This is a genomic window from Paenibacillus sp. SZ31, from assembly GCF_012912005.1.
Lineage (GTDB): Bacteria > Bacillota > Bacilli > Paenibacillales > Paenibacillaceae > Paenibacillus.
On sequence record NZ_JABBEA010000001.1, the window covers coordinates 52,380 to 78,606 of the forward strand.

The following is a 26,227-nucleotide window of genomic DNA, read 5'->3' on the forward strand; positions in this document are numbered from 1 at the left end:
CAGAATGCTCACTTAGCTGAGCAATGACTCGGCACCATCAATGACGATCTCTGCTCCGGTAATATGTCTGGATTCAGACGATGCGAGGAAGCTTACCAGATCCGCAACATGTTCCGGCTGACCCGGCCCGTCCGCAAGTGGCTGCTGTCCTTCCGGGAACTCCATTGGAATAATGATCTGCTGCAAATCATCCGTTTTGACCGTACTTTGATCGATATTCGTCGCAATCGCCCCTGGGCAGATCACGTTTACACGTATCTTGAACTTTGCCAGCTCAAGCGCTGCCATCTTCGCAAATGCAACCTGCCCTGCCTTGGACGTGCTATACCCCGACATGCCAAAGCTTGAGAAGCGTTGATTTCCGTTGATGGAACTCGTGATGATAATGCTGCCACCGCCTCGTTTTTTCAAGTGAGGCAATGCATATTTAACAGTGAAAAACGTACCATTCAGGTTCGTTGTCATAATCTGTTGCCACTCTTCAACCTGAATATCCTCTATGGGTGCCGATACTCCGTTAATACCGGCATTGGCAAAAACAATATCCAAACCACCGAATAATTCCACGGTTTCGAGCACTGCCTTTTCCACACGTGCCGGGTCGGAAATGTCTACATCGAATGCTCTTGCCACACCAGGCTGCAGCGCATTAATCTCAGCTTCCGTTTCCGAGATTCGATCATTCACTAGATCAAACAGTGCAACTTTTGCACCCTCTTTTGCCAGTTTGACCGCAGTAGCCTTCCCAATTCCGGAGCCTGCTCCGGTAATAATCGCAACCTTGCCTTGGAAACGTGACTTGCCGTTATGTTGTGTCATTATCCATTCCACTCCTTCATTTTAGCAATTATGTAAGAATGTACGTTCAAGCTCATCATTGGTACTGAAAAGCGACCTTTTTGAACACGTACTTAAAGTCAATTCTTCACAAGATTACCCAAAAAGAGTGTCTTTTAAATCAACACCAGCAAGTTTTTTCACAGTTGATCTACACCAATGTCACAGCAACATCAGGATCGGTCCACAACTTTATAACCGGCACTTACCATTCCAACTCAATGAAAGCGGCATCATCTTCAAGACCGCCGGTATGTGTAGCATCCAGCAGTACCTGAATGTGTTCATCGGGCACATAAGCTTGGATGGCATCCAGATCATTTAATCCATCCGTGTATAACTGAAGACGCAGTGAATCGCCTACGGACCCTTTCATCTCGCAGATGTGCGGCTTACCACCGACAGGTCCTTCAAGTGTAGACCAACGCTCATTCGTCTTGCACTGTGCCTGGAACATGTCAGACTGTTCCTGGTTATTACGCCAGAGGCGAATACGTGAATCTCCTTGCCACGCAAGCCACACACGGCTTTTGCGGCCTCCTCCCGTAAGCTCAATCCGTCCACACACATACATGGCCTGACTGCCCCGGCTTCGCTTCTCCATCAACACTTCACGCAGCAACAGAGGGGAGCTATCCAGTGGTTGTAATTTCTCCAGTTGCTCGGATGCGGGAAGGGTCAGATCATGAAGAAGACGCTCAACGCCCTCTTCCGTCGGGTGTTGCGTCGTTTCCAGCCACTCCAACAAAGCATTCCCCAGAAAACGTGCTGCAAAGTCTCCCAGATAACTCATGCCTACCCCATCACATAATACAAAATTGCAGACATTCCCATTCATACGTACCGCAGCAAAGTCCTGTCCGGTATCTCCCTGATTAACCGTCTCTGCCGCTCTGCCATAACCATACCTGCATTTGAATGTACCCTGGTAGCGGGTTAGTGGCTGTTCACCGGTCTGTACACTCACATAGCGAAAGTTGCCATGCCGTTGCTCGGCATGGCCCCCCTTATCTCCAGCAGACAATGTTGCCAAACGCATTGCTCTCATGATTCCCCTCCTATCTCACAGGCGTAGCAGCGGACATCTGGAACCCGATCGATACCAATTCTGCGCAGGTACCTGGCAGCATCATGAGTGCACCGGGTGCAAGCAAATAATCAGCTTCAACAAGCATTTCCCGATAACTTTCGGGCAGGACGGATGACATGTTACGCAACTTCTCTCCATGCTCATCCTGAAGATTCGTTTCCGAAGAGATTCCCTTCCATCTTCTAGGTTCAGTGATCGGCCCTTCCAGCAGATGATCGGATATAAAGATATTCTCCACCAGTACATTGCCGTCAGGTACACTCATGCCCATGATTCTTTTCGCAATAGGCTCAGGATCTTCACCTGTAGCTACCCCATCCGTCATGTGGCATACGAGTGGCGCAGGACAATCCTGCATATTCGGAATTTCGGCCTGTAGTATCTTCTCAGCCTGTAGGAAAGCCTTCGCAGAATCCGAAAAGCGTCTCGGTGTCAGATCAGGCAAAGAACCAACTGCAGCAATCTCGTCAATCCCTTTGATTCCGTTCAACAAGTCATATACATCATCGCTATAAGCTAATATGGCTATCCGATAGCGAGGTGTCAGTCGATTTCCCTTGGTGGACCGAAATACCATTTGGCGAATCGCGAGAGATAAAGCATCATAGACGACGTCAATCCGACGACGATTTTCCAGAACCATATTCATGGAGGCGCTAATATCAATTAAATATATAATAAGTGCAGGTGTACGCTGCGATGCTTGAATCGTGTAGTTCATCTAGGGTGAGTCACCTCCATCGTTCACTTGTTTTTTTATAAGTTAGGCAACGTATAACTGTTGTTGCTCAGGAATTTGTTAATGGCGCTCATTCGAGCGGCCACTTTGCCGACACCTTTGAAATAGGCAGCATCGGTATTATATAGATTTTTGAAATCACGGGCATACGATTCCGCATTTTCAATTTTTCTGCCTTTTTGAGCGTTATACGTTTTATTGTAATGAGCAATCAGCGTGACCACATTCTGGGCACGTTTTTTCTTGAGCGCGGCTTTCTGAGCGATCTCCTGCTGACGTTTAACTTCGGCTGCCGCCTTACGCTCTGCTTCCTGTTTGGCAAGCTTGGCATCATTCTCTTTTTTCCAGACCAGATAAGCTTCATATTTTGCCTGTTTATCGTATTTTTCCTGCTCCGCTTTCTTGGCAGCTTCTTTCTTCTGCTGCTCCTGCTTCACCAGATAAGCCTCATATTTAGCCTGCTTGTCGTACTTGGCCTGTAATGCCTTGCGTTCTTCTTCTTTTTTCTTCGCTTCAGCTTCCTTCTGCTTGGCTTCAGCGAGCTTTTTCTTTTCCTCTGCGTCCAGTTTTGCGGCCTCCGCAGCCTTTTGCTTCTCTTGCTCTTCCTGCTGCTTGAGTGCAGCAGCCTTCGCAGCTTCAGCCTCTTCCGCAGCCTTGACCTCCGCCAGTCGTGTGGCTTCCTGCTGTTCTTGTTGCTTCACCTCTGCCTGATCGGCGAGTATTTTGACCGTTGGCACACCACCTGCCAGCAATACAATAAGTACAGCAGAGGAGATCATGAACTTTTTGGATCTGTAGAATGGCACAGGTACGGGCTTGTCTGTGTCTTCTTTCGGATTGAGCTTCGCATCCAGTTCCTTGATTGCGGCTTCAACTTCCATCTGCATCGCACTGTTATGAGGAATGAAGTGATACAACGAGCGGTACACTTCCAGTGCAGCCGCTGGTTTATCTTCGTCCTCCAGGGCTCTTGCTTGCAGGAACAGACGGTTCACAACCGCTTCCTGATCAGGAGAGTGCTGCACTTGGGGATTTTTCCTATTTTTAGCATTCAACGTTTCACTTGCAGGTTCTGAGTTCTTACTCAGATTTGCATTAACAGCTTCCGGCTGGTTAGCGCCTTCTTCCAGTGTCGCAGCAGCAACCGCATTAGCCTGATGCACATCTACCGCAGCCAGTGCAACATACCACTCCCCAAACGTCGGACAACTGCTCAGATCGTGACTTTCCCAGGCGCGAATAAACAGCTCAGACAATTTGGAACCCCAACGCTTCTCAAGGGACTCCCGCATCGCATAATACCGTTCACTCACCGTTTGCATTTCATGTTGATCAAAATAGCTTTCGCCCCAGGCTTTCTCTACAATCACAGGGTCCGACCAGCTTAACATCTCAGCAATAATAACGGCTCCGGCAAATCGGTCAGCATATGAACTCCACAAACCACTGTGCACTGTTCGATGGGCCGCATAACCGGGTGACCCGGCAAGCAGGGCATCCGGACGATCCATCTTGGAACCATACATTTGCTCGACATCCACCAGTTCTACCGCAGACGTCTTCCCCAGGTTCTCCACTTCGGAAAAAAACGGAATCATTACATTGGGAGCGGACATATCGCAATGAGCCAGTCCACGTTGCTCCATAGCCGAACCTATTCCGGCAAGCGCTCTAGCCAGCTTCAGGCTCTCCTCTGCCGTCAGCTGTCTCTGATCGCTAATCACATCGAACCAGGTCTGACCTTGCACCCATGGCATCAACACCGCATATAACAGATCGGGATGTTTTCCAATGAGCGCTCCGTTTCTTTCCGGAGTGAGCACATCACGCTTGCATACCTGCAAACCTGGCAGTTCACTATAAGACTCCATATGCTCAGACTGATATACCATAGCCGGAATACGGAATTTAGGAAAAAATACTTTTAGTGCTTTGGCCCCATGAATGGGACCATTTCGGGGTATCAACTGATAAACAATCCCCTGCCTTCCGGCTTGGGCATAAGCCAGACCCGGCGCAGCCGGATGTTGCCCAATCGTATAGGCAATGTCGTTAATCACCACTTCATCCCCGGGATTTGGTTGAAAAGACATGCTTATCCCTCTCTCTGTCTTAGTGTCATAGTTGCAGCAAAAACCGGGTGTTGTGAAAACGCCCGGTTTTTGCTGTAGTTGTACATCTTCAGCTTGCTACCCACCTATAACTCAGGACGAACTCAGACTTCACATCGGCCTGATCTATGTAAAGCAGATTAACGAGCTTGGTCAGCTGTACGGAATTTGTTAGCAATAGCTGTAAGTTCAGCGCTGATGCTGTTCAGCGTTTGAACAAACGATTGCATTTGTTTGCTAGCTTCTTGGAACTCTTGGAAGAAGCGTTGCTTTGTCATACCTTCCCATTGTCCTTCCATGCTTGTGATGGATTGAGTCAATGTAGATACGATTTGCTGACTTTGCTCACCGCTTTGTTTAAATTGGTTGGAAACCTGATCAAGCTGCTCTGGGGTAACTAAAATACGTCCTGCCATTGGTAAATTCCTCCTTGGTTTGTGCAATTAAATTTTTACTTGTTCAAATTGTACTATACCAGGATCGATCGGACAAAAGCCGAAGGACCTACTCCTATTTACCCCATTTTCAGCACTTGAAACTTCTCCTAACAGCCTATTTACAAAAAAATATTCACTTCCTGCTGTCCTTTTTATTCACCCTGTTCAGGAAACCACAGGCTCGGTTCCTCTTCTTCCCCGAAAGGAAGGGTCTGTGAATCTCCATGCTACAGGCTCAGGCTGCATGGCCTGTACCAGTGTAGCCGGGGAGCCATCAGGCGGAGCGGCATCCTGTACACGATATACGGCCGCCATTGCGGAAAGGGGATCGGATACTACAGCTACAGTTGCAGAATGTGCAGGCATGATTTCTCCTGTACGGTTGTTCTGAAGAACATTCAGCATATTGACCGCATTACCATAGGCTGTGTTCACATGACTCAGCACGGAACGATACTCCATGTCTGCCTGCTGGAATAACAACGCTTTGCGTCCCAGCTGTACGCTTAAGTCCATCAATCGACGAAGCGCATCCTCGCCCAGTCGTTTACTGTGATTCCATTCATTCATCACCGCTGCGCGGGATTCAACCTCCCACTCCAGCGAATGAATCGCCTGATCCAACACTGCCATCTTTTGCTGTATTTGCTCCGCTGCATACTGAATCTGCCTGCTCAGTGCCCGAAGCACATCCGGTTCCACACGAATGCGCATTTACCATCACCTTTCCTCTTCCCCTGCAGGCTGTTTAAGCCAGTCCAGCAGCATCTCGTGAAACTGTTCTCTAGTCGTCAGTGCTGCAACAAGCCAATCATCTGAAGCGGCAGTGCTCATCCGGAACAGCCAGTTGGATACCGCACTTGCAGCAAATGCTGCTGACTGCGACTTCCATCCCTCTTCATTCCACACAAGCAACCGAAGCTCCCCATCTGACTCCTTACCCACCAGACAGCGTGCCAGCGCAAGTGAACCCTCAGGATCACTTGTCTCCTGAGCGAGTTCATCAGCTACCGTCTGTACCTCGCTGTTTTCCAGCTCATTCATAACATCATAGAATTTTTTCTTGGAGCACATTAATGCCGGTTTCTCTGCAGGAGAATGGCCGCTCCATTTCATCCGCTCTATCAGAACATCAATGGCTTCACGAACACTTCCCAGATCGCTGAGCCGGAACGAGTCCGGTACGTCGGCAACACGGGAAACTTCAACGACCCGCTCATCCGTGCAGTGTATATAACTCTCATACGACTTGCCGTTGATCGTGTAGCGAATCCAACAAGCTCTGTCGGACAGTCCGGCAATGGCTACCCTGGAGAAAACGGTCGGTGTCATGATCAGCTCATCCGTCTCCTGATCCTGAATCAGATATCCTTTGTCAAGCAGGGAGGCCTTGACGCGCTCCCACTCCATCGCGATATCCTCCGCCATATAGCCGCGAAACGGATCTTCCACACCAAGTAGTCGGTCTGAACCGAGAATACCGGCCAGGAAAAAAAGTTCTTTTGTTTGTAACGTGACTACCTTTTGCTTAGAATCATGAACCGTCAACATTATGAGCCACCTCCCCTCAAACTACAACATGCCATCGGTCACGAATTTCAGAAATCCAATCGGTCATTTTCCAGCTGTCATCACATGGAACTGCACCTTTAACCCTGGAATATTTACGTTTTACATAATAACCTTGACCCGGAGGCAGTACCTTCAGCCCACCTGTACTACCCCCGGATTCCGAATAAGGTATACGGAAGAACGAGAGATCGTTAGGGTCTAAAGTCCCGAACAGCATTCCGCTCTGGGAAGCCTTCACATCCGTTACCCAGTCAGAACCGAAGGTCGGGAAGTCTGCCGGAACCCCGGACAGAATCACGTGTACACCGCGATCCCTTCCTTGACGAACAATCGCTCCCAATTGATCTTTTACATTAAAATCGTTTAGCTGCTTGGACAAGGTGTCCGCATCATCGATGACGAGCACAAGTTCCGGTCCACCGGAAATCTCGCCTCTTTTCAGAACTTCATCGTACAACTGTTGAATCACAGGTGCAAGCTGTTCTTCTCGCGATACGTGTCCACGGACATGGGGCAGACTACTGATTTCCCCCAGTCCACCTGAGCCATAACGCATATCTACCGTGTATATTTGCACATCTTCCGGAGAAGCATGATAAGCCAGTGATAACATCCAGGTCAGCAAAAATGTCGTTTTGCCGCCTTCCATCGGACTCGTTACCATGAAATGTGGACCTTCACGCAGATTAAGCTGGAATGGTTCCAGATCATCCGTAAGCAATCCCACAGGCACCGTTACAGACGATGTATCCCAAGCCTGACCATATGATCCTGTCCGAATCAGCAGATCCTTGAGTTTGATCTCTTCCGGTAGTGGAGCAATCTGCGGCGCTTCTTCCCCTGTCCAGCCTTGGCGAATCTCAGCAATCGTACGGCGCAGTGCCGATGAACGCTTGCCCTCATCTGCCCCTGAAGAAGGTAATGCCGCCTGGAACATTAATGGAGGCACTTGCCCTTTGACCAGGCCTCTTCCTGGCGGAAGTTGGCTTGGCGCCTTGGAAGGTCTTCCCACGGCATAATAATAATCGCTTGGATCGGATAACTCAAATGAAACCGCATTGGGAATATTACTTCTGAATTTTTCAAATACATCTGTTACCCGATTGGCGGTGAGCACAAAGGTGATACCCAAACTTCCGCCTTCACGCAGGATCGTCTCCAGAAGTTCATTTTCTTCCGGATAGGCATTGCGGAATGAAAGATAACCATCGATAACGACCACAACCTGCGGGACAGCCGCGTGAGCTGTCCGGCGGTACGCCGAAATCGTTTTAACCCCCGCCTCCGAGATGATATCTTTGCGTTGTGCTGACAGCTTAAGAATATAGCGGAATAACCGCTTGATCCGGTCTTCCTCTTCAGCCATCATCACGCCACCGATCTGAGGTAGTGCTGCAAAGTCCTTCATCATACGGCCCATGTCGATAATGTAACCATGCCAAGGCTCAGTTCTATGGGAACGAGCCAGAGACATAAGCAAGGTCTGAACAAATGTTGTTTTGCCCAGTCCTGGCATGCCGTACACGACCAGATGGCCTTGATCCATAGGCAATGCAAGTGGCTGCTGACGCTGATTAGGGAGATCATCCAACAAACCAACCAGTGGTTTCAGACCACTCGCCCCGCCATCAAGCAACAGATCACGATTCTCTTCTTCCTGCCAGTCAGGAAGACTTTCCCATTCCAGTGTCTCTGGTAAAGGTGGTAACCATGGTCCTGGCAAACGACGGATACCTGCATCCGCTGCAGACTGCGCAACATAGTCAATAAACACCTGAAGCTGTTTCGGAACATCTTCACCTTTGAGAACAGCTCGGCGCTCTCCAGTTAACAGAGGTTCCCGCTTACCGTTCAAGCGTACTTCCATAACAGGTAATACAGTCGTTGCATCCTCCTGCTGGTTATAAGGCGCACCACTCCAGGCGAATTGCATTTCTTCAAATACTTCATCACTGCCGACCTGAAAATATCCACGCCCAGGCTTCGTAATCCAGGCAGCATTCGGAATCTTGATCATGTCCCTGCTGTCTCCCTCACTCTGTACGCGAAGGCAGATTCGGAAACGTGAATTACTCCATATTTTATCGTCCACAACGCCGGCTGGCTTCTGGGTTGCCAGAATTAGATGAACGCCAAGTGTCCGGCCAATGGCCGCGATACTGATCAATTCATCCATGAACTCCGGCTGGTCCCGCTTCAATTGAGCAAACTCGTCAATGATAATGACCAGATGTGGCAGTGGCTGTTCATGTCTGGAACGCAAAATTTTGTAATATTCATCAATGTGCTGGAGGTTTCCCGCATCATTTAATATCTTTTGCCTTCTGACCAATTCGGCACGAAGTGAGATATTCGCCCGCTCAATCAGATTTCCATCCAGATTGGTGATTGTACCGACCACATGAGGCAGATCGACAAATGTGTTGGACATCCCGCCACCCTTATAGTCAATCAGCATGAAGGCCAGATCATGTGGATGGAATTCAGCAGCCAGTGAGGCTACGATGGACTGGATAACTTCACTTTTACCTGAACCGGTTGTACCTGCAATCAGACCATGAGGACCATGACCCTGACGTTCAATTTTGTCATGCAGATTAATCGCAATTTTCTTGCCGCCAGCTCTTACACCCATCGGGACGGGCAGCGTGTCAGGATATCTCGTCTGTCCCCACCTGGACACCACGTCCAGATCCTCCACCCGTGATGTGCTCAGCATATCGAATAACGGGAGCACTTGCGGGATATCCGAAGCAGATGAACGCTTCAAGCGGATCGGTGACATATAACGGGAAAGCGCCTCTGCCATCTCTTTCGAGATCACATCGGGCTTGTACGTTTGTTGAATAACATCTGCATCTTCCGTTTTTTTGATATACACACCTTTGCCTTTGGAGGCATCCATAATCAATTGACAATGCATCGGTAGAGACTCTTTGCGATTAGCCAGTATGATGGTGCATACATCAATCTCCTGAGCCGACTCCAGCAGCAGCGGAAGCAACGGTTCTTCTTCAATTAATTGCGTATCGGAGAGAATCACAACGTAACACGGCGTTTGCACGCTTTTCTTGTAACGGTCTTCCTTATTGTTACGGCGCCGGTTCAACACGGAAAACAAGCTGTCCGCTAATTGATGCGCACCGCTGTGCCTGTCGGCCATATAGCGTTGTCCCTGGTCTTCATCCCAGATATGGGGCATCCAGCGAAGCCAATCCCATTCCTTGCTGTCCTTCTCTTCATAGAATACAGCAAGCTTGAGTTCATCTGGTGAATGCCGTACTGTCAGCTGTGAGATGATGACTCGCAGGGAAGCAAGAACTTCCTCCCGATCACCGACCAGTCCCATCACCTTTGATTGGAACAAAGGCAATGTAATGGAAGCATCCGGTACCGTCTGGAATTCAGCCGCAAGTTCATGAGCCGCTTCAATGAGCTCATCCTTCTCATAGCCATCAATCCGCGGAACCTGAAGTTTGATTCGGAATGGAATCTCTCCCGTACCAATACGCACCTGAAGGAAATCATCGTCCTCTGGTGAACGTTCCCACAAGGAACTGTTCCGGTTCTTCACCACTTGAAGACACACACCCGGATCACCATGAATTTCGTACAGGCTCTTTACTTGCTCCGCCTGCGCTTCCTTCAATTCTTCCCGGTGTTTGTCGAGTTGAGCAAGGTACATGGTTTTGCGTTCTTCCAATTTTTTGCGATATGATTTCTTGTTGCTCAAATACACGAAGAATGGAATGGTGTAAGAAGTAAGCATCATCATGACCGTCATCATCTGAAACATCATATAATTGCTGTTGTTCATTTTGCCGGTCATGTTGATATATACGTAGAAACCAATGCTGACCATAGTCATCATGATCGGCACAATAATGGATATCATGGAAAACGTGGGTTTGCTCGGTTCTGTTGGAGGCCTGAGTATTTCGAGTCCCTCTTCCTTGAGAACCGGTGTCATTCTTGGAGAACGCTGATATAACACATTCACGAAGAGAAGACCTCCTTTAGTTCGTTCAATAGAATGTATACGTTCAAAAGCCCTATTCGTTGCTGTCCTGCTGAAACAATGAACGTCTTCCATATACAGGCGCTTCTTCCGAAGTCGTTGAAAAAGCCCGCTGGACACGGACGCAACTACCTTGTCGCAACCCTGTTTCCATTAACTGCTGCGTGTTCTGCGGAGAGAACCACAGACCTTCCGGAAACTTGGCCTCAAGGATGTACTGAATGCCGTCTCCCGGTGCCTGTCCAAAAATCCGAACGCCGAGTAATGTCTTCAAATGTTCAATGGTACATTCGTCCGGAACCTCGATGTCGAACCATTCGCCTTCCTCGCGGCCGGAATACACGGTTAGAATCATCTGAATCCCTCCCATGGTCTCATATGTAAATTGTCCTAATGTCAGATTAAATCAAAAAAAAGAGAATGAATCGTTATATCAACCCTATTTTCTTACATAAACACCCTATTTGCAATGTGCCACCTGTAATTTTGTTACATATGACCCACGTATATATTAAAATATCGTACATTCGACTCAGAACTTTCGTGGCAGTTATGCATTTAAAACTTGCGAGGATGCGAAACTTTTTGTTTTCATTCCATTTAAATGGTAATTAAGTTCCGTTTTTCAGGACTTTTATTCCTTCGCCCACAATCTAATTGTGAACACTTTTCAAACATTACCCACCTTTATGTTTTCATAAGCTGATTTTAAGGTAATTTTAAGCATTGGTATTTAATATTACCTGTATGAAATAACAACCGTGAGGTGATTTCAAGTGAGAACCCTAATAACCTTTCAAAACAAATCAATCCCTGTATATTTTAATCAAGAAAACAAACAACCTATGCAGAAGACATTAAGATTGCTTAGCAGTGCTCTGGAGCATAAAATTAGCAACGGTAAACGCGCACTCCAAAAATGTCTGCATTCTTTAATTAGTATTGAGATTGTCAATGGAGAAGCCATTCTCCACAGTCGCAGTGAAAATGACTCCCTTGCTCTATCGTTATATTAAAAGAAGTCCATTAAGCCGTGTTCATTACAAGACATGAAAAAGGAAGCTGTCGTTATTAAACTGTACCCCATAGAGAGACTTTTTTTAAAGTGTCTACTCTATAGGGTACAGTTTATATAGACAAGCTTCCTTTTTTGAGGTGTATACACGTCAACAGTGGATCGCGGATCAATACCGGTCATCACTCAATTCAGTTTGCTTAGGACATAGGCGGCATCATGCTCTTCCGCAATCTCGGCTTTACGAATACGAATAACAAACAGTCTAACCAAATTGGCACGTGTATGTTCTTCCTGACAGGTATTCAGCTTCCTCAGAATAAAGCGGTCAATGGACATGAATTTTAAGGCCCCTTTGCCATTGGATTTACGGATCGGTTCTTCCGTGTATCCATAAATAACCAGATAGAGACAGCCCCAAACAGATTTTTCACTCTCATGTGAAACAGTATTTTTGTGAGGTGTACAATTGTACAAAAAGCCCGTACCACCAAGCTGGAGACGGACTTTCGCATGATTTGTCGATCTATCAGTAACCCGTTGCAATCATCCAAAAGTGACCCTGTTAATTCACTATTTTTCGACTTATAATACTCCAGGATAATCCCGATACTGGTGCTGAATACTGATCCAACGCGTACGTGTAAACTTCTCAATCGCCCAATCACCGCCGAAGCGTCCAATTCCCGATGCTTTCTCACCGCCAAACATCACATGTGCTTCATCGTTCACAGACTGATCATTCACATGTACCATGCCAGACTCAATTCGCTGGGCAACCTTATATCCTCGATTCAGATCTGTGGTGAATACGGAACCACTAAGTCCATACGGAGTATTATTCGCCAAACGTACAGCTTCCTGTTCATCCTGCGCCTTCATGATTACTGCCACTGGACCAAACAGTTCCTGCTGCACGATATCCTGTTCAGGTTTGACATCGGCAAGTACAGTAGGAGAAAGCACACTGCCTTTACTGGTCCCTCCGAGCAATAACCGCGCTCCTTCAGCTTTGGATTTGTTCACAAGCTCCAGCAATCGTTCTACCTCTTTTTCCCGAATGAGAGGACCCACCAGTGTTTTGGCATCCGCTGGATCACCTGCCTGCACATTCTTCGTTTTGGCAACAAATGAATCGACGAATTTGTCGTAAATATCGGCATGCACAATGATACGATTCAGAGCCATGCAGATCTGTCCCTGATGCAGAAACTTGCCAAAGATCGCAGCTTCGGCAGCACGTTCAATATCCGCATCTTCCAGCACAACCATGGCGTTATTACCGCCTAGCTCCAGTGCTGTTTCTTTCAAATGTTCACCCGCCAATTTACCGATCCCCTGTCCAACTTCTGTGGAACCCGTAAATGAAATCACTTTCGGAACCGGATGAGCGACAAAGTAATCCCCGATCTCGCTGCCACTTCCAGCAACGACATTCAGTACGCCCTCAGGCAGACCAGCTTGTTCAAACAAATCGGCAATAAGCCAGCCTGCCGTAATCGGAGTGTCCGATGCTGGTTTAATAACCACACCATTGCCAAGAGCAATCGCCGGAGCTACGGATCGCAGGCATAGATGCAAAGGGAAATTCCATGGTCCGATGACACCAATCACTCCCTTGGGTTCACGAACCACACGGTTCTCTTTGCCAGGAGTATTGGACGGGATAATCTCACCCTTCATCCGATAGGGAAAAGAGGCTGCTTCGTCCACAATGCGTTTGGCAGCTGCGAACTCCGCCTCCGTTTTGATGCGGGTACTCCCGGATTCCGTGATCAACAGCTGAATGATTTCCTCTTTCCGCTCTGCCATCAGGGAAGAAACTTTACGCAATACTTCTTCCTTCTCAGCGGGTAAAGACTTCGCCCATTCTATCGAATTTTTCTGAGCCGACTCATAAGCTTTATCTATGTCTTTCTTATTGGAAGAACGCCACGTGGCAATAACTTCTCCCGTATAAGGGTTGATATTCTCCATTGTTTTCTCGCCGGAGCCCTCTACCCATTGGCCATTAATATATTGTTTCGTCCATGTTGTATGTTCGGTGTCCATTAAAGTCATTGGAATACGCCTCCTGATCAAGTTTGAATGTCACACCTGCAATACGGTGTAATACATCATTAACCTTGTACAGAATTACGCAAACGCGTAGACCTGAATTAACCTTCCATTCCCTAAGCTTAAGGAAACAACACCATCCATACTATTCTGCAACCTCCTGCACGTCATTCATCTGTCAGGCAGGCTTTTTGTCTCCAAAGAAGCTCATATCTTCCCATCCGTAGCCAACTTCAATCAAATCTTGACCAGCGATGCGGATGGACTGTGTATGGACTGGAGTACCTCCCATCTTCTCATAGAAGCGACAAGCTGAATTACGCTCCAAGGCCCATATGATCAAACTTTTCATATTAAGGGTTCGCAGATGATTAACCACATGTGTAGCCATTCGCTGACCTAGACCCGTTTGTTGCACTTCCTTCAGCAAATATATGGCGTACAGCTCTCCATCATAAGCTAATTTGCCTTCACGCTCCTTACCCCCACAAGCAAATCCGACAATGTTCCCATCAGGCTGTTCAGCGACTACCAAGATCTGATCCTTTTCGCCAGAGCGAATATTCTTTTCCCACTGGGACAATCTTGATTCTGTAGTCAAATGATCCAAAAAATCGTCGGGCACAATTCCGCGATACGTTGTTTTCCAACTCTCTGTATGTACATGGGCTATTCCCTGCGCATCCCCTTCACGTGCCTGTCTGATCTGCATGGCTATCACTCGCTTTCTCTCGTAACTGCCGTAGCTTTACCATATTATATGTTCTTCTTTCTATAATTCCAAATTCATCCACTATGAACTACCTCTTATAAAGTAAAATCCGGCCCTACGGCCGGATCGTTACCCTCGTGCCTACAGATACCTTGGAAGACAGATCCAGTACATCCGAGTTGTACATGCGTATACAACCATGGGAGACGGATTTGCCAATAGACCAGGGCTCATTGGTTCCGTGTATGCCATAATGGGGAGCAGACAGTCCCATCCAGAGCACGCCAAATGGCCCACCTGGATTCGATTGTTTGTTAATAATAGTGAACTCCCCGTTTGGAGTCTGCGTGAGCATCTTGCCGGTGGCCACAGGATAGCCCTTGATCACCTGATTGCCATCCAGAAGATATAACATATGGTCAGACAGATCGACAATGATCCTATAATCTGGCATAATGACATCCCTCCTGACCTATCTTATGCAAGATAGCGGATGATGCCCGCCTGATTTCAGGCTTCCTCCCACTCTTTCACACCACGAGAGTGTTTGGGTTTGCGACTACTGGCCGGTTTACTGGAAGCGGTACGCCTTCTGGATGCCACTTCTTCCTTGCGCTGCTGATATTGCAATTCCTTCTGCATTTTCAGATAATTATTCAGTCTTTTTTCATCCAATGAACCATCCTGTATGGCCTCTTTCACTGCACATCCAGCTTCCCGTGTATGACTGCAATCCAGAAATCTGCACGTGCCCGCAAGTTCTTCAATTTCTCCAAATGCATGCGACAGCCCATCATTGCCCTCATCCCAGAGATTAAGCTCGCGCATTCCTGGAGTATCAATCAATACGGCTCCCTGTGGAAGTACAAACATCTCCCGGTGTGTTGTCGTATGTCTCCCACGGCTGTCTCCCTCGCGGACGGATTGCGTAAGCTGCACATCCTCACCCATCATCCAGTTCACCAGCGTAGACTTGCCACTGCCAGAAGATCCTGTCAGCGCAACAGTCAGCCCTGGCTGCAAATATCGTTCCAGCAAGGATTTCCCTTGACCCTCCACTGCAGATATCGCAAGCACTTCAACGCCTGGAGCAATCCCTTCTACACTTCGAATCTGTTCTTCCACATTGTTGCACAGATCACTTTTGCTCAGAACAATGACTGGCCTTACGCCACCATTCCAGGCCATCAGCACGTATCTTTCGAGCCTTCTAAGGTTGAAATCATGATTAAGTGCTGCAACGATCAGCAGTGTATCTACGTTTGCGGCGATTAATTGTTCCTTGGTCACCGGACCTGCCGCCTGTCTCGATACCCTGCTCCGACGGGGCACCAGATTGTGAATAATTGCTTCTTCACCTGCCTGACCTGTAATGGCCACCCAATCTCCAACCGCTGGTGCCAAGCTGGTCTCCAGACTATCATGACGCATTCGGCCCGAAATTCTTCCCCAGCATTCGCCCTCTTCTGTAATCAAACGTTGCAGATGTCCATGGTCTGCGATAATTCTGGCTGGCTTTTTCTCCTGCTCTTCCATCCCTGTCTCTTGCCACAGTTCCTGCCACTTTGCTGACCAGCCGTACTTCTCAATATGGTTATCTAAAATAAATATCCCTCCCAAAATAAGTTGTTTACTTCGTTCAAGCCGAGTGAACAATCATCTCCGGTTCAGATCAAAACAAAAAAACCACGAGTAGAAATACACCCGCGGCAATAAGTAGTTAGCCGAATTAAAGATCATCCCTCCTCGTAGATATACCGGACAGAATACTTAACCATCCGCTATAAGCAATTCAGGAACACCCTTTTACCGGCAAACAAAAAAGCCACGGGTGCGTCACCCGTGGCTTCATCTGAGCATGTGATACTTCACGTTACTAATGGATAATACTATCCAGCTAACGCAAAATTACATGCTTTGATCCGTTCCGGAGACGCTGTTCATATTCAAATTAACGTATACTGCATTTAAGTTTGTCATAAACAATCGCCTCCCTTGTAGAATTATCCATTATGTTACACACTAAAGTTTGCTGTTGTCAAGCCCAAATATATTTTACCATCCTTAACTTATTTGACCTGATCCCAACGCGTCCACATTTCCTTCGGATTCAATTCATAGATCTCCTCTTCCCGATACATGAACTGATGCATGATAAATTCCCGCCGAATGGTGGCGAAATCTTCATGATACTTCTGTATAAATGTATTGATTTCTTTCTCTGTGTACTTCCGACCAAATTCAAGTTGCTCTACCAGATGACCAAGTACAATCAACTTTTTCTTGTATTGAGCCGGAATCTGACGCAGTCGTCCATCTTTGGAGAAAAAATTTCTCATGACAGACGCTTTCAATGTTTCGTTCACATCACTCATATCCGTAACCTCCTCTCGATTAAAGATAAAATCAACCGAAGCCTGTGCATTTTCGCGGATAAACGAAGGATTGAGTGTGAAATACACTGTATTTTTCTCCCGTCTTTCCTTAATCAGCGCCGCCTCTCTCAGCTTGGATGCATGATGTGTCACGGTTGGCTGTGACAGATTCAGCCGCTCGGCAAGTGCCTGTCCGTGCAGTTCACCCTGTGCCAACAACAGCAGCATGCGAAGCCGGGTCGGGTCAGCCAACGCTTTATGATAAGCCACAATTTTCTCCAGCTGCATCATCGTTCATCTCGCTTTCAATTAGGTATATATCTAATTTGATATTAGTCTTTTCTTCTCTGCACGTCAATCCTTTTGATTCAAGGAAGCCTGTATGAGTTAAACTCACGCTTGAACTGGCATTAACCCGTTATTTACGGTAGGATTATATTGCTTGAAATAAGGAGGATTAAGAACATGGAAGATGTCATTATTATCGGCGGAGGCCCATGCGGTCTGTCTGCTGCCATTGAATGTGAGCGGCTGGGACTGTCCGCTGTGATTGTTGAGAAATACAATATCGTTCAATCTATTTATCTGTATCCAACCCATATGCAGTTTTTCAGCACAGCCCCGCTGCTTGAAATCGGAAACGTTCCGTTCAGCACACCTAATGATAAACCGTTTCGTTATGAAGCACTTGCCTATTATCGCAGGGTAGCCGAACATTTTGGCCTGCGTGTTCATAACTATGAGGAAGCCCGTGAGATCAAACGTAAAGATGATGGCACGTTTGAGGTACATACGCTCAATCGACGCGGGGAGGCCATCGTACATGTTGGACGTAATGTAGTTGTAGCTACTGGTTATTTTGACCATCCTAACTATCTGGGCATCCCTGGAGAAGACAAAGATAAAGTAACCCACTACTTCCGGGAAGCCCACCCTTATACCCGTACGCGTGTTGCCATTATTGGTGGAAGCAACTCCGCGGTGGACGCGGCTATGGAACTGGTTCGTGTCGGAGCACATATTGATATGGTTTATCGCGGTAGTGGTCTGTCAGAACACATCAAACCATGGGTACGTCCGCTATTCGAGAGCATGGTGACGAAAGGCCGTATCACACTGCATCTAGAATCACGCGTGAATGAAATATTGGATGATTCGATTCGTCTGATACACACGGATGGTTCCACAAGTGAACTGGATAACGACTTTGTTCTGGCCATGACCGGTTTCCGCCCGGATCGCCATCTGCTCGCTTCCGTAGGTGTAGAGATGTCCGATGATATGGATAAACCCGTGTATGATGCGCAAACGATGGAAAGCAGCGTACCTGGTATATACGTGGGCGGAGTCATCGCTTCGGGGCGTAATGCCAATGAGGTCTTTATTGAATCCGGACGCTGGCATGGAAGGTACATTGCGGAACATATCGTTAGCAGACAACGTGGACAGACTGAAGGGAAATGAAGACCATGGACATGACTTCCCTGCTGTTGCTCGGATTTGCGGCCCTCGGCATTATCAGCAACAACACACCGGTGACCGTAGCGATGGTATTTCTGTTGTTGCTACGCGTCCTGAACCTGAATCAGGCATTTCCATGGCTTGAAAAATACGGACTTACACTGGGCATTATCATTCTGACCATTGGTGTGATGGCACCTCTTGCCAGTGGCAAGATGAGTCTGCAGACGATCGGTGAGTCTTTCCTGCACTGGAAATCACTGCTCGCCATTGGCGTAGGATTACTGGTGGCATATCTTGGAGGACGTGGCGCTACGCTGATGGGTACACAGCCAACTGTCGTTGCAGGGCTGTTAATCGGAACGGTACTTGGGGTTGCCCTGTTCAAGGGTGTACCTGTGGGTCCATTGATTGCGGCGGGAATTTTATCATTGCTACTGGGTAAATCCTGATCCAGGTTGTACGGGTGTAACCTGACATGCTCTGCAGATTGGCTGTATTTCCCACCGTTGTGTGATATACTTCTATTCATGCAAATTATGTACACGAGTCTACAGCAGAATAATCCATTTTGTGGTTATGCTGTTGCAGGAAATTATAGATTCACTTTGCAACTATTAATGGCGCAGGAGGATTAAGGAACCATGTCACGTCAGTTTATTACAGAAGCCGTGATGGTGGCCATTTACGGTCAATTGCTAGCGCCGCCCGCGCCTGTTGAATATATTGTTCCTTATACCACCATCCTTGAGCTATATGAATTCCAGACCAGTCCTGATCCCATGATGGATAACCCGGCAGATGATCAGCATGTGAAATCCAAAATCAATGAAATGATTTCTTATTTCGAGGAACCGCTGAATAAGAAAAAAATAGAGCGTGCATTACTTGTTCCATGGGCCAAAAGCCCCTCCATTTTATTTGGTGACCAAGTATCCATTGCCATTATCAATGCAATAGATACGGCACAGTACGGGGAATATTTCGATCCCATTGAGACCGAACTGCTGCTGACATCTCAGCGCCTGAGTATCCCGATTCTCACCGATCAGGTTGAACTGATCGCACGTATTATTGAATCGGAATCACCTGTACAGGTATTTGATATTGATGATTTTGATTTTGCGATGGATGATGAACCACTGGATCAGGTGTAATTCATACATGGAGTGCACGGAAATCGGACAAAAAAATGACCTCAGTACCCACTTTGTCGTGGATACCGAGGTCATTTTTGCGTCAACACTTATTTTATTCCGCAATATCCTGCGTTAACAGGATTCGGCTAATCTCATTCAGAGGTGGTAACGACTCCAGCGCAAAAAACTTCAGACCCGCATCACTATTTACACGTGATTCCACAAGGTCATCCTGAATGATCTGTGTCCGGAACAAGGCAATGACATAATACTCTTCATCTCCGCTCGAATGCACATACCGAAGATCAGGCCCTGAATACAGACCTTCCAGTGTCATGATATCAGTAGTCCAACCTGTCTCTTCCCATAGCTCCCGATGTGCGGCATCTTCAATGGCTTCACCCGGACGCATCTCACCGGCTGGCATACGCCAATGACCATGCTCAGCGTGCTGAATCAGCAGCAATTCACCTTGTTCGTTCTCAGCCCGCACCGCCGCTTTTACAACAATATGAGAGCGTTTTGCGATATATTGGGCCAAATCTCGGGCTGGCAGATTCACTGCTTATCCCCTCCTCCTACTCGGAAGCCGGTGGCGACCTGTGATTCATCTATTGCTTTACAGACACACCCTATACTTCGGTATAACGATACTCGATATCCTGACCTTCATCAACGATATCCACATGCAGTTGGTGCCCTTTCAGATACCAATAATCGTGATCTTCCATAAAGAATTGAATCCCCGACACTTCGGTTTGATCGGCAGGATGTCTTGGTTTCTCCACAGCAATGCCGAGCGAAAATCCAGGATGAAGACCTCCGCCAGAGCTATAACGGGCAAAAAATCGGATGCTGTCTCCCTCGTTCAAATTCAGTTCTTCCTTGTACCAGCGAGCAGCTTGATCGGATACATGTATGGTACTCATTTGGTGTCAGCTCCTTCTGTATATATATGTTCCATCATATCTCTACAAGGACCTGAACACAAACCCCAGTGACCACATAAAGACAAAATAAGTTGTGAAAAATGTTTGACAGATTGTAAAAGCCGATGTTAAGATGCAAACATACGAGGTCTACATTGCATTTATTTCCAAAAAAAGAAAGGGTGATTACGGTGTTTAACAAACATATGATAGGTCAATTCAGCACACAATTAAATACCGGAGTACACCCGAAATCATTATTCTGTTCATAAGTCGGCATGACAAAGCGTTCTTTCATTAGAACCTCTGTGATGTTTACTCACAATCGAACTTATGTATGGTGGCGGCTCTGTTCTCGGAGCCATGCTGCCGTATGATTATATGAAGACATACCGCCTGCGTGCGGTATGTCTTTTTTTGTGGGTACATTTCGGCATACATGAACGGAATCTGCATTTCACGGACATTGAAAGGAAGGGATAACACTTGTTCTCTGTACTTAAAAACCTGGCCTGGTTCTTCCGGCTGGAACGCAAACGATACCTGACCGGTGTCATCTTGCTTATTCTGGTGGGCGTTGCCGAACTGCTGCCTCCCCGTCTTCTTGGCAATGCCATCGACGAGATTGTGCGCGGTTCCATTACAGGCGCCTCACTTACCCGTTATATCTTGCTTATTCTGGGAACGGTCATCATTATCTATCTGGTTACATACGTTTGGATGCACAAACTGTTCGGTGGAGCCAATCTGGTGGAACGGCTGCTTCGTTCACGCTTCATGGACCACTTGTTACGGATGACTCCGCCCTTTTTTGAGAAAAACAGAACAGGAGATCTGATGGCTCGGGCCACCAATGATCTTCGTTCCATTGCTACTACAGCAGGCTTCGGCATGCTGACATTAACAGACTCTACGGCCTTTCTGGCCACCGTATTGTTCGCGATGGGCTTCCTGGTCAGCTGGAAACTGACCCTGGCGGCAATCCTGCCTTTGCCTTTTATCGCCATTGCCATGATGATCTATGGTAAAGCTGTACATCAACGTTACACACTGGCACAGGATGCATTCGGAGATATGAATGACCAGGTGCTGGAATCCATCGCCGGTATTCGTGTCGTGCGTGCCTATGTGCAGGAACGTCTGGATGAGAAACGGTTCGCCGATGTGACCGAAGATGTATATCGTAAAAACCTGGCTGTTGCCAGAATGGATGCCCTATTCGAACCCACCATCCGACTCTTCGTTGGACTCAGTTATGTGATTGCACTTGCCTACGGCATATATCTTGTATTTCATAATGAAATTACCCTGGGGGATCTCGTATCGTTCAATATGTACCTGGGGATGATGATCTGGCCTATGTTCGCCATCGGCGAATTAATTAACCTGATGCAGCGCGGTAGCGCTTCACTTGATCGGGTCAACGAGACTTTATCCGTAGAACCTGCCGTACAAGATGTGGAGCAACCTGCTCACGTTACGAATCCGGAAGAAATTGCGATGCAGGATGTTACCTTCCGTTACCCTAGCTCCACTGTCGACAATCTTAGTCATATCAGCTTTTCGCTGCGACGGGGTCAGACATTGGGTGTTGTGGGCCGTACAGGTAGTGGTAAGTCTACTTTGCTCAAACAACTGCTTCATGAATACCCTGCCGGTTCGGGCACATTAAGCATCTCTGGTCATCCGATTCAGGATATCGCCAAAGATGACTTGCACAGCTGGATCGGGTACGTACCACAGGAACAAGTCCTGTTCTCCAAATCAGTTCGTCAGAACATTCAATTCGGTAAGCATGGTGCCAGTGATGAAGTGATCATGGAAGCCATTCGTACCGCCGCTTTTGACGGGGATCTGGGAACCTTATCGGATGGACTGGATACACTTGTTGGTGAAAAAGGAATCTCTCTGTCCGGTGGACAGAAACAGCGGGTATCGCTGGCGCGTGCCTTTATTGCTAACCCTGATATTCTGATCCTTGATGATGCCTTATCTGCGGTCGATGCACGTACTGAAGCTAAAATCATTGAAAATATTCGCAACAAACGCTCGGGTAAAACTACGCTGATCTCGACGCATCGCCTGTCCGCTATCGAACATGCTGACCGAATCATCGTACTGGAGCACGGGAAAATTACGGAAGAAGGTACTCACCAGGAACTGTTAGCCATGAACGGCTGGTACCGTGAACAGTATGAACGGCAACAGGTCGAGTCCAATTTGTCCACGTAGGAGGTCAATTCATTGAAGTCTAATACAGGCAAAAGGCTGCTTGATTACGCCTTAAAAGCCAAAGGAACATTTATCGCTGCATTAATTATGCTTACCATTGGTGTTGCGGCCGAGCTCGCCGGGCCGTTCATCGCCAAATCCATGATCGACAATCATTTGCTCGCGATTGAGCAGCCTTTCTATGAGACAACAGCTTCGGATGAAGCCGCAGTCTACAACGGTAAGAACTACAAACGCGAAGGCTTGTTCGAACCAGATGAAAGCAAAGGTTCTGAAGTGCGAGTATTACAAGCAGGTAGAAGTTTTTATTTTGTAAACGAACCAGTCAGTGCACCTGACGGAGACCGCGTCTATGCGGATGGAACCCTCACGGTTACACGCGCAGGCGAAGTGACAGGACAATATGCGGCAGCACCCCTGTCCGCTGGTGAACTCTTTGCTTTTTACAAACCGGAGATGCCCAGCATCTATCAATTAATTATGTACTACATGATCTTCCTCGTGATCTCGGTCATTATGGAGTTCGGTAAAACATTCTGGCTACAGTCTTCAGCCAATAAAGTCATTCAAAGACTGCGTAACGATGTGTATGCCCATATCCAACGACTACCGGTGCACTTTTTTGATAATCTGCCCGCAGGTAAAGTTGTATCTCGGGTCACAAACGATACAGAAGCCGTCAAGGATCTGTTCGTTGCTGTTCTTTCGAACTTTTTCTCAGGGATCATCACGATTATGGGTGTCTATGTCGCACTCTTCCTGCTTGATGTTCGCTTGGGTCTGATCTCATTATTCGTGGTGCCGATGCTCATTGCGTGGATTGTACTCTATCGCAAATTCGCCACTCGCTACAACACGATCATTCGGTCAAGGCTGAGTGAGATCAATGCGATCATTAACGAGTCCATTCAGGGGATGTCCATTATCCGCGTATTCCGCCATCAGAAACAAACCAAGCAGGAATTCGAAGATCTGAATGATGACTATATGAAACACCAGAACAAAATGCTTAACCTGAATGCCTTCACCTCACACAACCTGGTTAACGTATTACGGAATATCGCCTTTGCAGTTGTGCTGTGGTACTTCGGTTCTAGCGTGTTGGATGGCACAAGTATTATCTCACTGGGTGTTCTGTATGCCTTCGTCGATGTCCTGGGCCGCTTGTTCCAGCCGATTACCGGCATGGTGAATCAGCTAGCCAACCTGGACTCCTCCCTCGTATCCGCTGGTCGCGTCTTTGAGCTGATGGATGAAAAGGGAGAAGCCGTAACCGATGGCTCTATGCCAAGATACAAAGGGAATGTTGTCTTCGATGATGTATCCTTTGCTTATAAAAAGGACTTCGTGCTCAACAATATCTCGTTTAAAGCATCGCAAGGTCAGACAGTCGCTCTGGTCGGTCATACCGGTTCCGGTAAAAGCTCGATCATCAACCTGCTGTTCCGGTTCTATGATCCGCAAAAAGGCAAGATCACGATCGACGGTCAGAACGTCAAGGATCTGCCCAAACAGTGGATTCGGGAGCACATGGGTATCGTACTGCAAGACCCGTATCTGTTCACAGGTACGATTGCTTCCAATGTTAGTCTCGGTGATGAGAAGATCTCCCGTGAACGTATTGAACAGGCGCTGCGGGATGTAGGAGCTGAACGTATACTGGCTCATCTCCCTCAAGGCTTTGACGAACCTGTCATCGAAAAAGGAAGTACATTGTCTGCTGGGCAACGCCAATTGATCTCCTTTGCTCGGGCACTGGCGTTCGATCCCGCTATCCTCATTTTGGATGAAGCGACAGCCAATATTGATACGGAAACAGAAGCTTTGATTCAGAACGCACTCGAAGTCCTCAAAAAAGGACGTACCACCTTCATCATTGCTCACCGTCTTTCCACTATTCGTTCGGCAGATCAGATTCTGGTTCTGCATCGCGGGCGTATCGTTGAGCAAGGTGCACATGATGAACTGATGGAGCTTAAAGGCCGCTATTATAAGATGTATCAGCTCCAGCAAGGTGCGCAAGCAGCAGCGGGTGCAACCAGCGAGAATCCGTCGGGCGAGATCATTCCAACCTCAACCTCCTTTGCCGGAGGCAATGCATAATATAGTTAATACAGAAATTCTTGTACTAAACTAATCAGAAATGATATGCGCTCAACAAGCAACACAAAAACCGATCTACACGGCTACCTTAGGGGTTTGCGGTGCAGATCGGTTTTTTATTTTTATCTGGAGCTATGCTCCGATACTGAGTATTTCGCCCAGACAAAAAAACAATCCGCGCGCAACCTCACTGCTGCTGCGGATTGTCTATCCATCCTTTGATCGTATACCCCATGTACATCACGGTCTCTCTTGCGAGAAAAGGAAACTTGCTGCGCCAAGTTCGGTAAGCAGTTGTACGTGTCGGAGAGGGTACAGCATCCATACCCAGTCCAGCAGCCAGCTTCATGGCCCGTTTCATATGTAAAGGATCACTCACAATCGTATACGTTTCATAACCGGCCTGCTCACCTATTGGAATTGAATTGCTCAGATTCTCCTCGGTGATTCGAGATTCGGTCTCTACGCGAATGTCCGCTGGATCTACTCCTTGTGCAATGGCATACTTCCGACCAACTTCAGCTTCCGTATGCTCTCCATCATCACTTGACCCGCCTGTAAAAAGTAGGTTACGAACGGTACCCTGACGGTATAATTCAATCCCATGTTCAATACGTTCACGAAATACAGGTGAAGGGTTATCTCCCTCCACGGCTGCACCCAGAATGATCGCTGCATCCGATATCCTGGACGAATCCTCATCCGTATATGCTGATATACGCACTGCCGTAACCACAGTCCATAGAATTCCAAGCAATACTATAGCTATAGCCGTGATTACAATCCAGCGTTTCGTTTTGCATTTACTTTTCATTCATCCTCTTCCAAAGCTCTTGCGTGCATGCTCTCGGCATGCATACGTTCCAGCGTTTGCAAAGCTGCTGCGGATTCGGCATCCAGACCAAGCTCTGCAATCCAGGCACCCGTATATTGCTGAAGACTGATCTCCAGCTCCTGAGCGCGGTCTTTGAAATCCTCCAATTCCTTAATCATGCGTGATCGTCCTTCCGGACTGAACGTCTCATGGATTCGTTCCTTGAAGTAGTGATGTACGATACGATTACGTTGCTGCCACAATTCATTCAATTGGTGGGTCTCTTCCTCCGAAAAGGTGAAATGATGGCGTACCTCATGGATGAGTTGCCCCAATGAACTGCTCATCTTTCGTTCGTACAGATCTTCTAGATCCTCTTCAGACACGGCCTTGCCCTGAGACATTTTCATTAATAAAATCAGATTGACCAGCTGCTGTTCAAGCGCCTGACCGTAGTACACGGCCAATCCGTAATAGGCAAACAATTCCCTGGAGTGTTCGCTGTCCAGCATGTCACCATTCTGGATGTCTGTATTTTGCATATGCGAGCGCCCCCTTCAACCGTACCATGTTATCCATTCCATG

General features: G+C 47.4%; 25 protein-coding genes. 6 read left to right on the forward strand and 19 right to left on the reverse strand.

Annotated features, from left to right (window positions below):
- Positions 1-12: 12 nt before the first annotated feature.
- The 9 genes from HF638_RS00315 to HF638_RS00355 all read right to left on the reverse strand — a co-directional run bounded on the left by HF638_RS00315 (position 13) and on the right by HF638_RS00355 (position 11,159).
- Positions 13-819 carry an SDR family oxidoreductase gene (locus HF638_RS00315; RefSeq protein WP_169478415.1) on the reverse strand — a complete coding sequence of 269 codons (807 nt, stop codon included), beginning with the start codon at positions 817-819 and terminating at the stop codon, positions 13-15.
- 223 nt (positions 820-1,042) lie between these two features.
- The gene (locus HF638_RS00320) at positions 1,043-1,885 is read right to left on the reverse strand and encodes a hypothetical protein (RefSeq protein ID WP_169478416.1); all 843 of its coding nucleotides are present in this window, start codon (positions 1,883-1,885) and stop codon (positions 1,043-1,045) included.
- 10 nt (positions 1,886-1,895) lie between these two features.
- Complete coding sequence (locus HF638_RS00325; protein ID WP_169478417.1) at positions 1,896-2,648, reverse strand: vWA domain-containing protein; 753 nt, start codon at positions 2,646-2,648, stop codon at positions 1,896-1,898.
- A gap of 35 nt (positions 2,649-2,683) precedes the next feature.
- Positions 2,684-4,759, reverse strand: a complete 2,076-nt coding sequence (locus HF638_RS00330) for a protein kinase family protein (RefSeq protein WP_169478418.1) — start codon at positions 4,757-4,759, stop codon at positions 2,684-2,686.
- Between the two features lie 158 nt (positions 4,760-4,917).
- The gene (locus HF638_RS00335) at positions 4,918-5,193 is read right to left on the reverse strand and encodes a WXG100 family type VII secretion target (protein WP_017689071.1); all 276 of its coding nucleotides are present in this window, start codon (positions 5,191-5,193) and stop codon (positions 4,918-4,920) included.
- A 186-nt stretch (positions 5,194-5,379) separates the two neighbouring features.
- Positions 5,380-5,928, reverse strand: a complete 549-nt coding sequence (locus HF638_RS00340; protein ID WP_169478419.1) for a WXG100 family type VII secretion target — start codon at positions 5,926-5,928, stop codon at positions 5,380-5,382.
- Positions 5,929-5,934: 6 nt separating this feature from the next.
- Positions 5,935-6,765 carry a hypothetical protein gene (locus tag HF638_RS00345; RefSeq protein WP_169478420.1) on the reverse strand — a complete coding sequence of 277 codons (831 nt, stop codon included), beginning with the start codon at positions 6,763-6,765 and terminating at the stop codon, positions 5,935-5,937.
- Positions 6,766-6,781: 16 nt separating this feature from the next.
- The gene (gene essC, locus HF638_RS00350) at positions 6,782-10,786 is read right to left on the reverse strand and encodes a type VII secretion protein EssC (RefSeq protein ID WP_169478421.1); all 4,005 of its coding nucleotides are present in this window, start codon (positions 10,784-10,786) and stop codon (positions 6,782-6,784) included.
- Between the two features lie 52 nt (positions 10,787-10,838).
- The gene (locus HF638_RS00355) at positions 10,839-11,159 is read right to left on the reverse strand and encodes a hypothetical protein (RefSeq protein ID WP_169478422.1); all 321 of its coding nucleotides are present in this window, start codon (positions 11,157-11,159) and stop codon (positions 10,839-10,841) included.
- 421 nt (positions 11,160-11,580) lie between these two features.
- Between HF638_RS00355 and HF638_RS28475 the strand changes: the two genes are divergently transcribed.
- Positions 11,581-11,820: a hypothetical protein gene (locus HF638_RS28475; protein ID WP_076330720.1), complete on the forward strand. Its 240-nt coding sequence runs from the start codon at positions 11,581-11,583 to the stop codon at positions 11,818-11,820.
- Positions 11,821-12,005: 185 nt separating this feature from the next.
- Here the strand turns inward: HF638_RS28475 and HF638_RS00365 are convergent, their stop codons facing one another.
- The 6 genes from HF638_RS00365 to HF638_RS00390 form a co-directional block, all read right to left on the reverse strand.
- Positions 12,006-12,158, reverse strand: coding sequence for a hypothetical protein (locus tag HF638_RS00365; RefSeq protein WP_167350850.1), 153 nt, complete (start codon positions 12,156-12,158; stop codon positions 12,006-12,008).
- Between the two features lie 246 nt (positions 12,159-12,404).
- Positions 12,405-13,880 (reverse strand): aldehyde dehydrogenase family protein, encoded by a 1,476-nt coding sequence (locus HF638_RS00370; RefSeq protein WP_169478423.1) that lies wholly within the window; start codon positions 13,878-13,880, stop codon positions 12,405-12,407.
- A 175-nt stretch (positions 13,881-14,055) separates the two neighbouring features.
- Positions 14,056-14,589 (reverse strand): GNAT family N-acetyltransferase, encoded by a 534-nt coding sequence (locus tag HF638_RS00375; RefSeq protein ID WP_169478424.1) that lies wholly within the window; start codon positions 14,587-14,589, stop codon positions 14,056-14,058.
- A gap of 115 nt (positions 14,590-14,704) precedes the next feature.
- Positions 14,705-15,043, reverse strand: a complete 339-nt coding sequence (locus tag HF638_RS00380) for a L,D-transpeptidase (RefSeq protein ID WP_076318547.1) — start codon at positions 15,041-15,043, stop codon at positions 14,705-14,707.
- A gap of 56 nt (positions 15,044-15,099) precedes the next feature.
- A complete protein-coding gene (gene rsgA, locus HF638_RS00385; protein ID WP_481856129.1) occupies positions 15,100-16,125 on the reverse strand; it encodes a ribosome small subunit-dependent GTPase A in 1,026 nt (341 codons plus the stop codon).
- Between the two features lie 533 nt (positions 16,126-16,658).
- Positions 16,659-17,252, reverse strand: a complete 594-nt coding sequence (locus tag HF638_RS00390) for a DUF2087 domain-containing protein (RefSeq protein ID WP_169479110.1) — start codon at positions 17,250-17,252, stop codon at positions 16,659-16,661.
- Positions 17,253-17,429: 177 nt separating this feature from the next.
- Between HF638_RS00390 and HF638_RS00395 the strand changes: the two genes are divergently transcribed.
- The 3 genes from HF638_RS00395 (at position 17,430) to HF638_RS00405 (ending at position 19,582) form a co-directional block, all read left to right on the forward strand.
- On the forward strand, positions 17,430-18,428 hold the full coding sequence (locus HF638_RS00395) for a YpdA family putative bacillithiol disulfide reductase (RefSeq protein WP_169478425.1): 999 nt from the start codon (positions 17,430-17,432) through the stop codon (positions 18,426-18,428).
- 5 nt (positions 18,429-18,433) lie between these two features.
- Complete coding sequence (locus tag HF638_RS00400) at positions 18,434-18,877, forward strand: DUF441 domain-containing protein (protein WP_169478426.1); 444 nt, start codon at positions 18,434-18,436, stop codon at positions 18,875-18,877.
- Between the two features lie 192 nt (positions 18,878-19,069).
- Positions 19,070-19,582 carry a hypothetical protein gene (locus tag HF638_RS00405; RefSeq protein WP_036609214.1) on the forward strand — a complete coding sequence of 171 codons (513 nt, stop codon included), beginning with the start codon at positions 19,070-19,072 and terminating at the stop codon, positions 19,580-19,582.
- 94 nt (positions 19,583-19,676) lie between these two features.
- Here the strand turns inward: HF638_RS00405 and HF638_RS00410 are convergent, their stop codons facing one another.
- Both HF638_RS00410 and HF638_RS00415 read right to left on the reverse strand, forming a co-directional pair.
- Positions 19,677-20,126, reverse strand: a complete 450-nt coding sequence (locus tag HF638_RS00410) for an NUDIX domain-containing protein (protein WP_169478427.1) — start codon at positions 20,124-20,126, stop codon at positions 19,677-19,679.
- A gap of 70 nt (positions 20,127-20,196) precedes the next feature.
- Positions 20,197-20,493, reverse strand: coding sequence for a HesB/YadR/YfhF family protein (locus HF638_RS00415; protein WP_036609218.1), 297 nt, complete (start codon positions 20,491-20,493; stop codon positions 20,197-20,199).
- Between the two features lie 486 nt (positions 20,494-20,979).
- Here HF638_RS00415 and HF638_RS00420 point away from each other — a divergent pair, with 486 nt between their 5' ends.
- Positions 20,980-22,725, forward strand: coding sequence for an ABC transporter ATP-binding protein (locus HF638_RS00420; RefSeq protein ID WP_169478428.1), 1,746 nt, complete (start codon positions 20,980-20,982; stop codon positions 22,723-22,725).
- A 12-nt stretch (positions 22,726-22,737) separates the two neighbouring features.
- Positions 22,738-24,828, forward strand: coding sequence for an ABC transporter ATP-binding protein (locus HF638_RS00425; RefSeq protein WP_169478429.1), 2,091 nt, complete (start codon positions 22,738-22,740; stop codon positions 24,826-24,828).
- A gap of 187 nt (positions 24,829-25,015) precedes the next feature.
- On the opposite strand, the gene HF638_RS00430 is transcribed toward HF638_RS00425, so the two are convergent.
- Both HF638_RS00430 and HF638_RS00435 read right to left on the reverse strand, forming a co-directional pair.
- Complete coding sequence (locus HF638_RS00430; protein WP_169478430.1) at positions 25,016-25,642, reverse strand: YdcF family protein; 627 nt, start codon at positions 25,640-25,642, stop codon at positions 25,016-25,018.
- Complete coding sequence (locus tag HF638_RS00435; RefSeq protein WP_169478431.1) at positions 25,639-26,184, reverse strand: hypothetical protein; 546 nt, start codon at positions 26,182-26,184, stop codon at positions 25,639-25,641. The genes HF638_RS00430 and HF638_RS00435 overlap by 4 nt, the downstream gene beginning before the upstream one ends.
- Positions 26,185-26,227 lie beyond the last annotated feature (43 nt).

Coding starts and splice junctions, on each gene's coding strand:
- HF638_RS00315 (WP_169478415.1), bottom strand. CDS start 819: ATGACACAACATAACGGCAAGTCACGTTTCCAAGGCAAGGTTGCGATT.
- HF638_RS00320 (WP_169478416.1), bottom strand. CDS start 1,885: ATGAGAGCAATGCGTTTGGCAACATTGTCTGCTGGAGATAAGGGGGGC.
- HF638_RS00325 (WP_169478417.1), bottom strand. CDS start 2,648: ATGAACTACACGATTCAAGCATCGCAGCGTACACCTGCACTTATTATA.
- HF638_RS00330 (WP_169478418.1), bottom strand. CDS start 4,759: ATGTCTTTTCAACCAAATCCCGGGGATGAAGTGGTGATTAACGACATT.
- HF638_RS00335 (WP_017689071.1), bottom strand. CDS start 5,193: ATGGCAGGACGTATTTTAGTTACCCCAGAGCAGCTTGATCAGGTTTCC.
- HF638_RS00340 (WP_169478419.1), bottom strand. CDS start 5,928: ATGCGCATTCGTGTGGAACCGGATGTGCTTCGGGCACTGAGCAGGCAG.
- HF638_RS00345 (WP_169478420.1), bottom strand. CDS start 6,765: ATGTTGACGGTTCATGATTCTAAGCAAAAGGTAGTCACGTTACAAACA.
- HF638_RS00355 (WP_169478422.1), bottom strand. CDS start 11,159: ATGATTCTAACCGTGTATTCCGGCCGCGAGGAAGGCGAATGGTTCGAC.
- HF638_RS00365 (WP_167350850.1), bottom strand. CDS start 12,158: ATGTCCATTGACCGCTTTATTCTGAGGAAGCTGAATACCTGTCAGGAA.
- HF638_RS00370 (WP_169478423.1), bottom strand. CDS start 13,880: ATGACTTTAATGGACACCGAACATACAACATGGACGAAACAATATATT.
- HF638_RS00375 (WP_169478424.1), bottom strand. CDS start 14,589: ATGCAGATCAGACAGGCACGTGAAGGGGATGCGCAGGGAATAGCCCAT.
- HF638_RS00380 (WP_076318547.1), bottom strand. CDS start 15,043: ATGCCAGATTATAGGATCATTGTCGATCTGTCTGACCATATGTTATAT.
- rsgA (WP_481856129.1), bottom strand. CDS start 16,125: ATGGAAGAGCAGGAGAAAAAGCCAGCCAGAATTATCGCAGACCATGGA.
- HF638_RS00390 (WP_169479110.1), bottom strand. CDS start 17,252: ATGCAGCTGGAGAAAATTGTGGCTTATCATAAAGCGTTGGCTGACCCG.
- HF638_RS00395 (WP_169478425.1), top strand. CDS start 17,430: ATGGAAGATGTCATTATTATCGGCGGAGGCCCATGCGGTCTGTCTGCT.
- HF638_RS00400 (WP_169478426.1), top strand. CDS start 18,434: ATGGACATGACTTCCCTGCTGTTGCTCGGATTTGCGGCCCTCGGCATT.
- HF638_RS00405 (WP_036609214.1), top strand. CDS start 19,070: ATGTCACGTCAGTTTATTACAGAAGCCGTGATGGTGGCCATTTACGGT.
- HF638_RS00415 (WP_036609218.1), bottom strand. CDS start 20,493: ATGAGTACCATACATGTATCCGATCAAGCTGCTCGCTGGTACAAGGAA.
- HF638_RS00430 (WP_169478430.1), bottom strand. CDS start 25,642: ATGAAAAGTAAATGCAAAACGAAACGCTGGATTGTAATCACGGCTATA.
- HF638_RS00435 (WP_169478431.1), bottom strand. CDS start 26,184: ATGCAAAATACAGACATCCAGAATGGTGACATGCTGGACAGCGAACAC.